Annotated in this window: 14 protein-coding genes; 6 read left to right on the top strand and 8 right to left on the bottom strand. The window is 51.7% G+C overall.

Annotated features, from left to right (window positions below; genetic code table 11):
- Positions 1-3: 3 nt before the first annotated feature.
- The 4 genes from LWL52_RS17800 to LWL52_RS17810 all read right to left on the bottom strand — a co-directional run bounded on the left by LWL52_RS17800 (position 4) and on the right by LWL52_RS17810 (position 3,434).
- Positions 4-468, bottom strand: coding sequence for a Fur family transcriptional regulator (locus LWL52_RS17800; protein ID WP_242922657.1), 465 nt, complete (start codon positions 466-468; stop codon positions 4-6).
- A 366-nt stretch (positions 469-834) separates the two neighbouring features.
- Positions 835-1,608: an enoyl-CoA hydratase-related protein gene (locus tag LWL52_RS17805; RefSeq protein WP_242922659.1), complete on the bottom strand. Its 774-nt coding sequence runs from the start codon at positions 1,606-1,608 to the stop codon at positions 835-837.
- A gap of 206 nt (positions 1,609-1,814) precedes the next feature.
- A complete protein-coding gene (locus tag LWL52_RS20575) occupies positions 1,815-1,937 on the bottom strand; it encodes a hypothetical protein (protein WP_255749825.1) in 123 nt (40 codons plus the stop codon).
- Between the two features lie 237 nt (positions 1,938-2,174).
- A complete protein-coding gene (locus LWL52_RS17810) occupies positions 2,175-3,434 on the bottom strand; it encodes an aspartate kinase (protein ID WP_242922661.1) in 1,260 nt (419 codons plus the stop codon).
- 92 nt (positions 3,435-3,526) lie between these two features.
- On the opposite strand from LWL52_RS17810, the gene fbp reads away from it, so the two are divergent.
- Entirely contained in the window at positions 3,527-4,570 is a 1,044-nt protein-coding gene (gene fbp / locus LWL52_RS17815; protein ID WP_242922663.1) for a class 1 fructose-bisphosphatase, read from the top strand.
- Between the two features lie 144 nt (positions 4,571-4,714).
- On the opposite strand, the gene LWL52_RS17820 is transcribed toward fbp, so the two are convergent.
- From LWL52_RS17820 to yihA, 4 genes are all read right to left on the bottom strand, one after another.
- On the bottom strand, positions 4,715-5,023 hold the full coding sequence (locus tag LWL52_RS17820; RefSeq protein ID WP_242922665.1) for a hypothetical protein: 309 nt from the start codon (positions 5,021-5,023) through the stop codon (positions 4,715-4,717).
- A gap of 66 nt (positions 5,024-5,089) precedes the next feature.
- A complete protein-coding gene (locus tag LWL52_RS17825; protein WP_242922667.1) occupies positions 5,090-5,572 on the bottom strand; it encodes a DUF5606 family protein in 483 nt (160 codons plus the stop codon).
- 22 nt (positions 5,573-5,594) lie between these two features.
- Positions 5,595-5,999, bottom strand: a complete 405-nt coding sequence (locus tag LWL52_RS17830; protein ID WP_242922675.1) for an energy transducer TonB — start codon at positions 5,997-5,999, stop codon at positions 5,595-5,597.
- 67 nt (positions 6,000-6,066) lie between these two features.
- Positions 6,067-6,669 carry a ribosome biogenesis GTP-binding protein YihA/YsxC gene (gene yihA, locus LWL52_RS17835; protein ID WP_242922684.1) on the bottom strand — a complete coding sequence of 201 codons (603 nt, stop codon included), beginning with the start codon at positions 6,667-6,669 and terminating at the stop codon, positions 6,067-6,069.
- Positions 6,670-6,811: 142 nt separating this feature from the next.
- Between yihA and LWL52_RS17840 the strand changes: the two genes are divergently transcribed.
- The 5 genes from LWL52_RS17840 (at position 6,812) to LWL52_RS17860 (ending at position 13,116) form a co-directional block, all read left to right on the top strand.
- Complete coding sequence (locus LWL52_RS17840; RefSeq protein WP_242922686.1) at positions 6,812-8,140, top strand: hypothetical protein; 1,329 nt, start codon at positions 6,812-6,814, stop codon at positions 8,138-8,140.
- 645 nt (positions 8,141-8,785) lie between these two features.
- Positions 8,786-10,759 carry an OmpA family protein gene (locus tag LWL52_RS17845; protein WP_242922688.1) on the top strand — a complete coding sequence of 658 codons (1,974 nt, stop codon included), beginning with the start codon at positions 8,786-8,788 and terminating at the stop codon, positions 10,757-10,759.
- Positions 10,760-10,905: 146 nt separating this feature from the next.
- The gene (ubiE, locus tag LWL52_RS17850) at positions 10,906-11,628 is read left to right on the top strand and encodes a bifunctional demethylmenaquinone methyltransferase/2-methoxy-6-polyprenyl-1,4-benzoquinol methylase UbiE (RefSeq protein WP_242922690.1); all 723 of its coding nucleotides are present in this window, start codon (positions 10,906-10,908) and stop codon (positions 11,626-11,628) included.
- The gene (gene porT, locus LWL52_RS17855) at positions 11,577-12,362 is read left to right on the top strand and encodes a type IX secretion/gliding motility protein PorT/SprT (protein WP_242922693.1); all 786 of its coding nucleotides are present in this window, start codon (positions 11,577-11,579) and stop codon (positions 12,360-12,362) included. The genes ubiE and porT overlap by 52 nt, the downstream gene beginning before the upstream one ends.
- Before the next feature lies 1 nt (position 12,363).
- Entirely contained in the window at positions 12,364-13,116 is a 753-nt protein-coding gene (locus LWL52_RS17860; RefSeq protein ID WP_242922702.1) for an SDR family NAD(P)-dependent oxidoreductase, read from the top strand.
- Positions 13,117-13,355 lie beyond the last annotated feature (239 nt).

Below are 13,355 nucleotides of genomic sequence, written 5' to 3' on the forward strand. Positions count from 1 at the left end.
CATCTATTCTGAAACTCGTGAAATACTGATTTGTTTATCAGGCTCCACCTTGTTGCCTGTTAGCTGCACCGAAAAACCGGTAAACTCAAAGTTGCTCACATTCCGCTTTCTGAAAAAAGCGGTCAGGAGCTGCTCGAGCTCGTCATCCTCAAAATCGATGATCTCACGGGTGTTGCTGCAGTAAATGTGGCTGTGGGCTGCAATGTTGGCATCGTAGCGCTTGCCGCTTTCCTCCGACCGTACCCGAAGTATAAGGTGCGCCGCAACAAAGGTATCGAGGGTTTTGTAGACGGTGCCCAACGAGATGCTGGGGTTTTCCGGCTTCAGCTGCTGGTATACTTCCTCGGCGGTTGGGTGGTGGCCATGCAGCGTCATTAACGCCTCGTACACCACAATGCGCTGGCTAGTGGCTTTTAAGCCACTAGCCGCGATACGCTGATGAACTTCCTGCCGGGTTAACTGCTGCATACTTCTAAATAAGAATAATTCTTACCTGATAACTTTTACAAAGATAAGGGATAGTTGGGAAGGTAAAAAGTTAGAGAGGTAAAAAGTTGGAAAGTTGGGAAGTTAGAGGGTTGGAAAGTTAGAGAGTTAAAAGGTGGAGAGGTAGAAAGGTGGAGAGGTAGAAAGGTGAGGTGGTTAAGTGTGGGGTTCAACTATCCATTTGCATAAATATGGATTTGGTTTGCTTTACTTATAATTTGCTCTACTTATACTTTGCCCTCAAAAGCCTGACAGATCTGCTAGCGCAGCAACTGAGCCATCAGCATCCTCCATTCCCCTCTAACTTTTTAACTTTTTACCTTTTTAACTCTCTAACTTTCTAACTCTCTACTTTCCTCTAAATTCCGGCTTGCGCTTTTCTACAAAGGCATTCATACCTTCGGTCTGGTCTTCGGAGGCAAAGCAGAGGTAGAAATTCTTGCGCTCCAGGTGTAAGCCTTCGTCCAGGTGAGTCTCAAAAGAACGGTTAATGGCTTCTTTGGCCAGCATGGCCGCCACCGGCGACATCTGCGCAATTTCTGCGGCCAGCTTAAAGGCTTCGTCCAGGTAGAGTTCCACGGGCACAATGCGGTTAATGAGGCCGTGCTTCTCGGCTTCGGCCGCCGTCATAAATTTGCCTGTCAGTACCAGTTCCATGGCTTTGGCTTTGCCAATGGCTTTGGTCAGGCGTTGCGTGCCACCGGCGCCCGGCATCACCCCGATCTTGATCTCGGGTTGCCCGAACATGGCCGTTTCCGAGGCCACAATCATATCGCAGGTCATGGCCAGCTCGCAACCGCCGCCCAGTGCAAAGCCGGATACCGCAGCAATAAGGGGCTTTTTGGTTTTCCGGATCTGGTCCCAGGTGGCGAATTGGTCAATACTGAGCATATCGATCGCCGTTTTACCGGCCATCTGCTTAATGTCGGCGCCGGCGGCAAAGGCCCGCGCATCGCCCGTAATGATGATCACGCGCACCTCGGGGTCCGCATCCAGGCTTTTGAGGGCATCGCGCAACTCTCCCATCAGTTGCAGGTTCAGGGCATTGAGTTCTTTGGGCCGGTTCAGCTGGATTAAGGCAACATGGGGCTGTGCCTGCGGGGTAACAAGTATAAAATCCATGGTATGTTATAAAAGCGTTATTGGAAGCCTGAAGATACAGCTTTTATACTTTCGGGAATAAACCGCCCAAGCACTTTCAGCTTAGGAGCAGCATAAGAAAACAGGGGCATACAGGTTAGCCCGCGGGGGTTGCAGTGTAAAGAAGCGTAACTGGTTTTGTGCGGCAGTAGCAGCAGGAGGCCCTATTGCAACGAGAAAAAGGGCTGTCAGATGCTGACCGTGGTGGATTTGCCCTGTTTAGCCACTTCAAAATTGACCGATGGCTTTTCCTGCACATCCGGTTTATACACAGGCGGCAGGGCCACCCGCTGCACATTCTGCGCATTCATAGAGCCTTGTATCCTGGGAACCTTGAGCAGCACGCCAGAGATCAAAAGGGAAAAAAGAAGAGCAATTTTTAGCACAAAGCTTACCGTAAGTTTCTCTGCAGGCTGCATAATATATATGATAGAGGGTGATATCATAGCTGGCTCATACCTCTTACATACAAAGAAACTAAAAAGTTTGAATTATCGCATATTTTTTTGTCTGATTTAAAGTGGTTACAACATTAATTATAACTTAAATTACCGGCATACGACCTGAAAAGTGGTGCGGGTACGCTGTTCAAGCAATATATCTTTCCCTTTTATCACTTTGGCTATACTTTCCTGGTCGTAATTTTTTACGGTGTACAGGCGCAGGTGCGTGTTATAGTGAATCACAAACTGGTCGTGTAAGGTTTCGATGAGCCGGTGCAGGCGCGCCTGGTGGTAATCGGTGCAGATAGAAAAGGAGATGGCCGAATTCTGCATCAGGTTTATTTTGAGGCGCAGCTCGGAGAGGGCGTTAAAAATGGTACCCAGGTTCTTTTCCGAAATAAACGTAAAGTCCTTTACACTGAAGGAAACCAGGCATTGTTCCTCTTTTATAATGTAGGCTGGGGCGAACTTGGCAAACCGGCAATCGCAGATCCGGGTGCCCTCGCCAGCCGGGTTCAGAAACGATTTGACATAAAGCGGGATAAGCTTATTGGCCAGCGGCTTAATGGTTTTGGGGTGAATGACCGAAGCCCCATAATAGGCCATCTCCACGGTTTCCTGGTAGGAGATCTCGGGATAGCAGACGGTGTCGGCAAAATGCTTGGGGTCGGCATTGAGCAGGCCTGCTACATCCTTCCAGATCCAGAGGCCGGAGGCGTTCAGACAATAGGCATAAATAGCGGCACTGAAGTCAGAGCCTTCGCGGCCCAGGGTAGTGGTGAGCCCGTTGTTGGTGCCGCCTAAAAAGCCTTGCGTTACTACCAGTTGCTCTTCAAGCACTGCAGGCAGGTCGCGTTTGATGAGCCGCTCGGTCCAGGTCCAGTCTACTTTTGCCTCGCGCCAGGTGGTGTCGGTTTGGATGTATTTGCGGCTGTCGGTCCAGGTATTGAGCAGGCCCTGCTGCTGCAGGTAATGATGCAGGATGGTGGAGGCAAACAGTTCACCGAAACTCACAACCTGGTCGTATTGTTTATCGTAACTGGCCAACAGGCTAAAGGCCTGCAGTTCCGCTTGCAGCAACGCATACAGGTGTTCCAGTTGCTCGTACACCGGGCTTGCCGCCTCCGGAAACAGGGCAAATGCTACCTCCTGATGATAAGACCATATCTGCTGCAGGGCCTCCTGGTAGGCATGGCCGGTAAAAGCCAGATCAAATACCTTTTCCAGGGCATTGGTCGTTTTCCCCATAGCAGACACCACAATCAACAGCTGCCTGGTGCCACCATACTCCTGCACGATAGGCACAAGGTTTTGAAATGCTTCCGCACTTTTTACGGAGGCGCCGCCAAATTTGAATACTTTCATCCGATTATCGCTGGTAGAGCGTAAAAATAAGTATAGTTCGGATTTATACCTAGAAATGATATTTTTGTAATTAAGGCCAATTTTAAAGTACCATGAACGACAAACTTGCACTTCCTGTAGGCACTACGCTCGACAGATTTATCATGAGAAAACAAGAGGATTTTCCGTTTGCCACCGGCGAGCTTTCGCAACTGCTGCGCGACATTGCCCTGGCAGGAAAGATCGTGAACCGGGAGATAAACCGGGCGGGATTACTTAATGTGACCGGCGCCCATGGCCAACAGAACGTGCAGGGCGAGGAACAACAGAAACTCGACGTGATTGCAAACATCCGCTTTATCCGGGCGCTGCGCAATGGCGGCGAGGTGTGCACCATTATTTCGGAAGAAGAAGACGGTATTATCCAGACCGGCAATACCAAAGGCAAGTATGTGGTGGCCATCGATCCGCTGGATGGCTCTTCCAACATCGATGTAAACGTATCTATCGGCACGATCTTTTCTATTTACAGAAGGATCTCGGAAGTTGGCCAGGACGGCACAGAAGAAGATTGCCTGCAGCTAGGCACCCGGCAGGTGGCGGCCGGCTATATCATTTATGGCTCCTCTACCATGATGGTATATACCACAGGCTGTGGCGTAAACGGCTTTACGTATGAGCCCAGCCTGGGCGAGTTCTTTTTGTCGCACCCCGATATCAGAACCCCGAAGACCGGCGCCATTTACTCGATCAACGAGGGCAACCTGAACTCTTTTTCGGATGGCATCAAAAACTACCTGCGCTACTGCCAGGACAACAACTACTCAGCCCGGTACATCGGCTCGCTGGTAGCTGATTTTCACCGCAACCTGCTCAAAGGCGGTGTATACCTGTATCCGGCTACTAAAAAATCGCCCAACGGCAAGCTGCGCCTGATGTATGAGTGCAACACCCTGGCCTTTATTATAGAACAGGCCGGTGGTAAAGCTACCGACGGTAACCGCCGCATCATGGAACTGACGCCAAAAGAGCTGCACCAGCGGTGCCCGCTCGTGATCGGCTCGCCTGACATGGTGGATAAAGTAGAGGAGTTTCTTCGGGCCGAAGACCTGGCGGCCGAAAGCATTGTGAAAGCCGCTAACGACGTGCTGCAGTAAGCCATACAAAGACACCGTTCCCGTGCTGCCGCAACAGCCTGTTGCAGGCAAAGACACCACGTATACTATAAAAGTAAAAAAGACAGCCGCTCTCCGAGTAGAGCGGCTGTCTTTTTTATGTAGGCCTATTTTGCAGAAAAGCGTTTAGTGCTGGCTATACTTCTGGCGGAGCTGTGCTTTCTGCAGTTCCCGTTTCACGATCAGGCGGGCAATGCGTTCAGCTATTATTTCGTCATCATCCGCCACCATGGCCTGCTTTACCTGTTGTTCTTCCACATCAATACGGTACAAAATGTGCAGCAGGCGGTTCATGTCGGTATGCAGCAGGTGCAGCACCACACGCGATAATTTATAGAAAAGCGCTTCCAGATCGGAGGCAGGCAGGTGCTCTACCTCAAACACTTTTTGCAGGTGGCTGCTCGTGCTGGCAAGTATGGCCGGCGGATAAGACATGGCGTAACGCGGGTTTAGAGGTAAGCACAAAACAAAACCCTCCGTTTTGGGAGGGCTTTGCGGTAATTACTTCGCTTTTTTAGCTTTCTTTTTTCCTTCTTCTGCCTCGGGTGCATTTTCTTCTGCCGCCTCAGGCGCCGCTTCGGCCTCGGCCTTGGTAAAGCCCACAAACTTGTTCACAATATCGTACCAGCTCACCAGCTTCTTCATATCCGACACGTATACACGGTCTTCGTCATACTCGGGCAGCGCCTCTTCCATAAAGCGCTTTAGCTCGCTGTTATCCGGCTTTTCGCTTACCGGCAGGCTGTCGCCATACTTCTGGTGCAGGCGGTCAAACACCTCCGCCAGGGCAATGGTACCTTCCTCGTCGGTCGTATAGATCGAGATCTCATCCAGCAGCGACATACGGTGGCGCGCCTGGGCTACCACTGTTTTAGGCTGTTCTTCCAGGCTTTCAACAATAACACCTGTACGGGTTGGCTTTACGATGCGGAAAAGGCCGCTCATGCCGGAGATGGCAGCAACTTGTCTTAAATCAATGGGCATAATGAAATATAAAAACGATAGGTTATAGTTTAAACATAATCGGCATGGTAGCATTCATACTATAGCCGGGTGCCTTGAACTTGAGCAGCTTTATCACCCGAAGGGCTTCCTCGCCTGTGCCAGCGCCGGCATTGCGCAGCACCTTAAAGCTAGAGGTAGAGCCATCCTCGTTCAGCACAAAGCTCACGATCACATCGCCCTGCACCCGGTTGCGTTTTGCCAGGGGCGGATACTTCAGCTCCTTGTAAAGGTCACTGTAGAGCGAATCCACGCCACCCTCGTAAAACTCAGCCACCGGAATTACCTTGTCCGGCACCCATACTTTGGCTTTAGGGGCCGTCTGCGGTTTGGTAGCAGCAGTTTGCGCTGATGCCCCGAACGTTGCAAAAGCAAATAAAAGAAACAAAAATGAGATTTTACTTTTCATACGGATAAACATTAAATTTCAACATCCCCTGGTAAGCGCCAGACACCTGCTTTCAAGCCCCGTGTGGCTACTTCTGCATTTGCGCGTTCACTTCGTCAATAAAAGCCAGAATTTCATCGCGCCCATGCCGGCTGGCAGACGAGGTAAGAAAGATGCGCGGCAACTCTTCCCAGGTTTCCAGCAGTTTACGCTTGTAAGCAGCGATGGTTGAGTCGGTTTTCGGGCCCGACTGCTTGTCTGTTTTAGTAAAGACAATAACAAAAGGCACGCCAACCTTGCCCAGGTACTCCAGAAATTCCAGGTCCTGCTTCAGGGGCTCGTGGCGCGAGTCGATCAGCACAAATACGCAGGTCAGATTCTCGCGGTGCTGCATGTAATAATTGATCATGCGGCGCCAGCTATCGCGCGAATCTTTGCTGACTTTGGCATAGCCGTAGCCGGGCAAATCGACCAGGTACCACTGCTCGTTGATGAGAAAATGGTTGATGAGCTGGGTTTTACCCGGCGAGGCCGATGTTTTCGCCAGGCCTTTCTGTTCTGTCAGCATATTGATGAGCGACGACTTGCCCACATTAGAGCGCCCGATAAAAGCGTACTCGGGCTTATCGGGGGCCGGGCAGAGCTCCACTTTAGTGTTGCTCATCAAAAATTTTGCGTCCTTTATAATCATCGCTTGGTCAGATACTGTTTGGCGGCCTGCCTCAAATTATTCCATTTAAATATTAGGGAAAAGCTATACTTTCATTAACTTCAACCCTGCTTAACCAGAGGACCGTGCCGGGACCTCAAAGGTACTATTTATTTTCCCAACCATGAAGAATATCCGCTTTTTGCCCGCTGGGTGTCTCGCCTTAACGCACGATCTTTTAAAAGCGTATACCCCGGTGCGCCGCCTGCTCCGCACCACCGCATTTGCAGCCGTGGTGCTCCTGGGCAGTGCCATGACGGATGCCGGCGACCAGGAGAGCCGCTACATCAAACAAGCCGATAAGGCCTTTGCCCTGGAAGACTACACGCAGGCCGCGCTACTCTATGCCAAAGCCGTGGAGCTGGCGCCCCGTAACGTGCAGGCAACCTACAAGCTGGGCATGACCTATGTGGAGCTGCACCAGCCCAAACAGGCCAAGCTATATTTTGCCAAAGCGCTGAAACTGGATGCCGCCGCGGCAAAGGATTTTCTTTTATACCTGGCCGACGCCAGCCAGCAGGACTATGATTTTGCCCAGGCCCGCCTCTACTATCAGCAGGAGATAAAACAAACTCCTCCGGCCGATGCGGATTACCTGGCCTTTTTACGCAAGCGGCTGGATGAGTGCGCAGCAGGCGAAACCCTGACCATTCTGCCGCCCCTGGCCCGTGTGGTAAACGCCGGCCCAGTGATCAACTCCGAATATGCCGATTATGTGCCCGTGCTGATGCCGGGCGACAGTGCTATGTTTTATACCACCCGCCGCCCCGGCAACCGGTTGGCTGATGCTGCCGGCGTAGAACAGATCCGGGTGAGCCGCTTGCTGCAGGGCCAGTGGCAACCTACCACCCTCTTTCTGAAGCCACAGGATAAAATGGCCCAGCATGCGGTGGTTTCGGTGTCGGCAAGCGGCCAGGAGCTCTATACTTTCTTTGCCGGTAAGGGGCTGCACGTTTCACGGCGGCAGCCACAGGGCAGCTGGTCTGCGCCGGAGCAGCTGGAAACGCCCTTTAACAAAGGTGCCAAGGAACCCTCGCTTTATATCACAGCCGACGGCAAGTTTGCTATTTTCTCCAGCGACCGCACGGGCGGCTTTGGCGGCCTGGACATTTATATGTGCTACAAACAGACAGACGGCCGCTGGAGCGATGCGCTAAACTTAGGCCCTACCATCAACACACCCTACGACGAGGACGCTCCCTTTGTGGATATGCAAACAAACACCTTATACTTCAGCTCGCGTGGCCACAACAGCATGGGCGGGTTTGATATTTTCCGTTCCAGCATCAGCAATGCGGAATGGAGCCAGGCACAGAATTTAGGGCTGCCAGTAAACTCACCCCAGGATGATATCTACTTTACGCTGAGCACGGACCGCACCACCGCCTTTTTCTCCTCCGACCGGCCCGGCGGATTTGGCGCCAAGGATATTTACCAGCTCTTCTTCCAGTAGTGGTTTATACTTTACAGCAGGTTTATACCTGTATAAGAGTTGCTGGCATTTGCCGGCGGGAGGCCATGCTTTTAATTCTTGAGTTTTCAGGAACGTTGCCGCAGCAAGTATAACAGGATGCTTCCGGAACATAGGAGAACAGGGAACAACGAGCGGCCGGAATGATGAGCGTAACCACCCTCCCGGGCAGCAGTGGAAAGTATAAAAGCGTCAGGCAAGCGGTTAAAGCACAAGCACCTCAAAATACAGAATGAAAAGAAGAGCTAATTATAGATAGCTCACGCTTTCAATGGCTAACGACAACGGCAGCATAAGTCATCCTTAATAAAGTAAAGAGTTCACATTACCAGTAACGTTTAAAATATAATAATTTTTTTATATTTGTACCTGTTCGGGATAATAGAACTTATCCCATACTTCTTATTACCCTCACTACCTTTACCGCATACTTCCGGGGTTGCATATAGTCGGAAGCACTTCATTACCAGCGGAATACCATTTCTTTATAAATAAAGTATATACTATTTTAAATATAGTACGTATAGCATGCAATGTATCGGAAATCACCTCTGGTAAACCGCTATTGAACAGAGTCTTTCTTTAGAAACACAATTAACGCAAGGAAAAAACACAACCCATTTACACATGAATCAATTAGCCAAATCGTTCTCACGGTTTTCTTTGCTGCTGCTTATGGTGTGCCTTTTTGCCAGCGCTGCGGCTGCCCAGAACACCCGAAAGCTCATCCGTACCGGAAACAAGTATTTTGAAAAAGAAAACTACCGCGAGGCAACGCCTTATTATGAAAAAGCCCTGGCAAAGGATCCTAAAAATGCCAAAGCGCTTTTCTTTGCCGGTATCGGTTACATGAGCTTCGACAAAGAGAAAGCCTCTGAGTACCTCTACCGTGCGCAACGGCAAAAGCCCAATGTAGACAAGGACATGGAATACTGGCTGGCGCGCGTAGACCATATCAACTATCGTTTCGACAGCGCCATCGATCATTTCCAGAAATATCAGAAAACGATCAAACAGCGCGACCTGGAACGTCAGCAGGAAGTGGCCATGCTGATACAGCATGCAAAAAATGCCCAGAAAGAAGTGGCTAACCCCAAAGATGTATTTGTACGGAACCTGGGCGAAACCATCAATTCGGCTTACTCGGAGCATAGCCCCGTTATCTCGTCTGACTTTAATTACCTGCTGTTCACGTCCCGCAGCCAGAACGTAACAGGCGGCAAAGAAGCCCGCGACGGCGAGTTTTTTGAAGATGTTTTTGAGACAGGACGCACCGGCGAAGACGAGTGGGAAAAACCCCGCACTGTGCCAGGCGCCTTGAACAGTGCCGGCCACGATGCCTCTATCCAGCTGTTCGACAACGATACCAAAATGCTGCTGTACCGCTCTGAAAACAACGGCGACATTATGGTGGCCGAGCGCCAGGCAGATGGCACCTGGGGAACGCCCCAGAGCATCGGCGCCAACATCAACTCACCGGATTTTGAATCGGATGCTTACATCACGCCCGATGGCAAAACGCTGTTCTTTTCTACGAGCCACTATTCCGAAAACGGCGACCTGGACATTTATGTAGCCAAGCGCAACGTGAAGGGCACCGGATGGCAGACCCCCAAAAGCCTGGGCGCCACCATCAACACCCCCTACGACGACGATAGCCCCTACCTGGCAGCAGATGGCACGTTGTTCTTTGCCTCCCGAGGCCATAACACCATCGGCGGCTACGACATCTTCTCGGCCAAGTATGATTCGGTTGCACGCAAATGGGCGCGCCCTGTAAACCTGGGTTCGCCTATCAATACACCCGATGATGATACCTACTACCGCCTGGCACCCGATGGCAGCTACGCCTACCTGTCTTCGTACCGCATTGGCGGCTATGGCGAAAAGGATATTTATACGATCAGCTACATTCGCCCGGCTACTATCAAAGGCCAAGTGTTCTCGCAGCAAGACAGCACAGTGATACCAGGTGTGGAACTGGTTTTTAACGGCTTGCAGGCCGATAAGCGCCCCATCTCCTACCGCGATGTGACCCGCCCTGACTCCGGTGCTTATTCGGTGCTGGTGCTGTCCGGGCGCAAGTACCAGGTGCAGGTTACAAAAGACAATCAACTTATCACCACTACCGAGATCGAGTTGCCCGTGGTGCTGAACGACTCCACCAGCCTGACCCGCAATTTTTACGTGGCCTATGTCGATACCACTGCCGCTACGCCGGCAGGTCCGCTGGCTTTGCAGCACATTCTGTTCGAGACAAACAAGTATACGCTGCAGCCCCAGGCGCTGCGCGAACTGGATAAGATCGCCCGCATTTTGAAGCAGAACCCCGGTGTAAATATCAGCATCCAGGGGAATACCGATTCGCGCGCAACGGCCGCCTACAACATGGCGCTGGGCCAGCGCCGCGCCGATGCCGCCTACGACTACCTGGTGAAGCAGGGCATATCGCCTAAGCGCATGGTGACCGTGAGCTATGGCGAGCGTCGCCCGGCCGCGCCAAACACCTCGCAGAAGAATATGCAGCAAAACAGAAGAACCGAGTTTAAGGTGCTGCCCCGCGAAGACGAAGTAGCGCAAAAATCGGCGGCAGGCCACTAAAAATGTAGCCGGCAAACCCGGTGAGCAGAAACAAAAACCGGCCAGGCAATACTGCCTGGCCGGTTTTTTTATATTTCGGAACAATAACCGTGCAATATAGTTCTAGGTACAGTATTTTTGCGGTACGTATACTTTAGATTTCACGCATGGCGGTAGTACCCTACAAAGACCAGAACGACAACAAAAAGCAGCAGGTCGCCACAATGTTCAACAACATTGCCGGCAAGTATGATTTCCTGAACCATTTCCTGAGTGCCGGCATCGACATTCTCTGGCGCAAGAAAGCAGTGAGCCTGCTCCAATCTGAAAAGCCCAAGCTGTTGCTGGACATTGCCACAGGCACTGCCGACTTTGCCATTGAAGCGCTGCGCCTAAACCCCGATAAAATTATAGGCGTGGACATCTCGGAGGGCATGTTGGCCGTAGGACGGGAAAAGCTGGCCAAACGCGGCCTGGCTTCTAAGATAGAGCTCAAGTATGGCGACTCTGAAAACCTGCCCTTCCCGGACAATACCTTCGATGCCATTACGGTAGCTTTTGGGGTACGCAACTTCGAGAACCTGCCCAAAGGGCTTTCGGAAATGAACCGTGTGCTGAAGCCGGGAGGCACTGCCGTGGTACTGGAATTTTCTAAGCCGCGCAGCTTCCCGATGAAGCAGCTCTATCAATTTTATTTTAAGAACATACTACCGGTAGTAGGTAAGATCGTTTCAAAGGACAATGCTGCCTATACATACCTGCCCGAATCCGTGCAGGCCTTCCCGGATGGGCAGGAGTTTATCAGTATCTTTGAAGAAGTCGGATTTAAAAGCACAAAATGGCATTCACTTACGTTTGGAATAAGCGCAATCTATACAGGCAAAAAATAACGCTTTTCGGGCTGCTGGCGCTCCTGCTCCTGGGAGCAAACACGGCCGCTGTGGCCCAGAAGAAGATCAAAGGCGAGAACAAGCCCGGCTACGACGAAAAAAGGGTGCACTACGGCTTTTACCTGGCCCTGCCCCTGACCCGCTATAACCTGCAGCACTCGCAGTGGTATGCCGACCAGCTTGCCAACGCCGATGCCACCGGCGAAGGTTATATTACCGCCAACACCAAAACCAATATCGGCCTCTACACTGGCCTGGTACTAAATGTGCGCATGGCCGAGTACCTGGATCTGCGCTTTGTGCCGGGCGTAGGCTTTTATGGTCGCCCGATCGTGTTTACCAACACCCAGGCCGAAGATGTAGAAGATGTGCAGACCATCAGCTCGACGATGGTGGAGCTGCCTTTGCTGCTGAAGTATAAAGCCAAGCGCCGGGGCAATTTCCGGATGTATTTTGTAGGCGGTCTCAAGCCGGGCATCGACTTGGGGAACCGCAAGAACAACCCCGAGCTTCCGGATGAGCAGCTGCTGCAGGTAAACAAGTTTGACCTGGCCGTGGAGTATGGCGTGGGCCTGGATATCTTTTATCCATACTTTAAGTTTGCTCCCGAGCTGCGTTTTTCGCAGGGTTTACTCAATATGCACCAACCCCTGAACGACGATGCCCAGAAGTATAGCAAAAGCATCGACCGGCTCACCAACCGCAACATTTCCCTGATCCTTTTCTTTGAATAAAATGACTAAGATTGCCTTTGTAACCGGCGCCTCTTCCGGTATCGGATACGCCACTGCCCTTGAACTGGCCCGACAGGGCTACCATATTATCGCCACCGGTCGCCGCCTTGAGCGCCTGGAGCAGTTAACGGCGCAGATAACAAACGTGCCGGTGCATACGCTGACCTTTGATGTGCGCGATAAGGAAGCCGTGCAGCAAGCCGTAGATTCATTGCCCGCCGAGTGGCGCCAGATCGACGTGCTGGTAAACAATGCCGGCAACGCGCATGGCCTCTCTTCGATTCAGGAGGGGGATATAGCCGACTGGGACGCCATGATCGACATTAATGTAAAGGGCCTGTTGTATGTAAGCCACGCCGTGCTGCCGCTGATGCTGCCGTATAAAAAAGGCCATATCGTTAATATCGGCTCTATAGCGGGCAAGGAAGTATACCCGAACGGGAATGTGTATTGCGCTTCCAAATTTGCTGTAGACGCGCTTTCAAAGGCCATGCGCCTGGATTTGGTGCAGGAAGGCATCAAGGTGTCGGAGGTAAACCCGGGGCTCGTGGAAACGGAGTTCTCGGAGGTGCGCTTTAAAGGCGACAGCGAGCGGGCGGCCAGCGTGTACCAGGGCTACCAGGCCCTGCAGGCGCAGGACATTGCCGAGCTCATCGGCTTTATCGTATCGCGGCCCGCGCACGTAAACCTGGCTGAAGTGCTGGTGCTGCCAACTGCGCAGGCCTCGGCTACGATCGTTAAAAAGAACCTGTAAGCTGACAAAAGCTGGCATATCGCCGGCAGGCTTCTATTATACATGAAAAGTGGCTGCGCAACGATGTGTTTTGCGCAGCCACTTTTTTATAGCTGTCGGCTAACCTATACCTTAAGCCATACTTTCCTGTGCTGCGTCCTGGCCGTCTACTAGGTTTTAATCTCAGACCTAATGCGGAGAAACAGGATGAAAAAGGAAAGCTCCTGCCGCGGCGGAGGTAAAGCTTACCCGACAGGCCC

It is taken from the genome of Pontibacter liquoris (assembly GCF_022758235.1).
GTDB classification, from domain to species: Bacteria; Bacteroidota; Bacteroidia; order Cytophagales; family Hymenobacteraceae; genus Pontibacter; species Pontibacter liquoris.

Bases quoted from the DNA above. Each gene is read 5' to 3' on its own strand.
- LWL52_RS17800 (WP_242922657.1), bottom strand. From the start codon at position 468: ATGCAGCAGTTAACCCGGCAGGAAGTTCATCAGCGTATCGCGGCTAGT.
- LWL52_RS17805 (WP_242922659.1), bottom strand. From the start codon at position 1,608: ATGGATTTTATACTTGTTACCCCGCAGGCACAGCCCCATGTTGCCTTA.
- LWL52_RS20575 (WP_255749825.1), bottom strand. From the start codon at position 1,937: ATGAATGCGCAGAATGTGCAGCGGGTGGCCCTGCCGCCTGTGTATAAA.
- LWL52_RS17810 (WP_242922661.1), bottom strand. From the start codon at position 3,434: ATGAAAGTATTCAAATTTGGCGGCGCCTCCGTAAAAAGTGCGGAAGCA.
- fbp (WP_242922663.1), top strand. From the start codon at position 3,527: ATGAACGACAAACTTGCACTTCCTGTAGGCACTACGCTCGACAGATTT.
- LWL52_RS17820 (WP_242922665.1), bottom strand. From the start codon at position 5,023: ATGTCTTATCCGCCGGCCATACTTGCCAGCACGAGCAGCCACCTGCAA.
- LWL52_RS17825 (WP_242922667.1), bottom strand. From the start codon at position 5,572: ATGCCCATTGATTTAAGACAAGTTGCTGCCATCTCCGGCATGAGCGGC.
- LWL52_RS17830 (WP_242922675.1), bottom strand. From the start codon at position 5,999: ATGAAAAGTAAAATCTCATTTTTGTTTCTTTTATTTGCTTTTGCAACG.
- yihA (WP_242922684.1), bottom strand. From the start codon at position 6,669: ATGATTATAAAGGACGCAAAATTTTTGATGAGCAACACTAAAGTGGAG.
- LWL52_RS17840 (WP_242922686.1), top strand. From the start codon at position 6,812: ATGAAGAATATCCGCTTTTTGCCCGCTGGGTGTCTCGCCTTAACGCAC.
- LWL52_RS17845 (WP_242922688.1), top strand. From the start codon at position 8,786: ATGAATCAATTAGCCAAATCGTTCTCACGGTTTTCTTTGCTGCTGCTT.
- ubiE (WP_242922690.1), top strand. From the start codon at position 10,906: ATGGCGGTAGTACCCTACAAAGACCAGAACGACAACAAAAAGCAGCAG.
- porT (WP_242922693.1), top strand. From the start codon at position 11,577: ATGGCATTCACTTACGTTTGGAATAAGCGCAATCTATACAGGCAAAAA.
- LWL52_RS17860 (WP_242922702.1), top strand. From the start codon at position 12,364: ATGACTAAGATTGCCTTTGTAACCGGCGCCTCTTCCGGTATCGGATAC.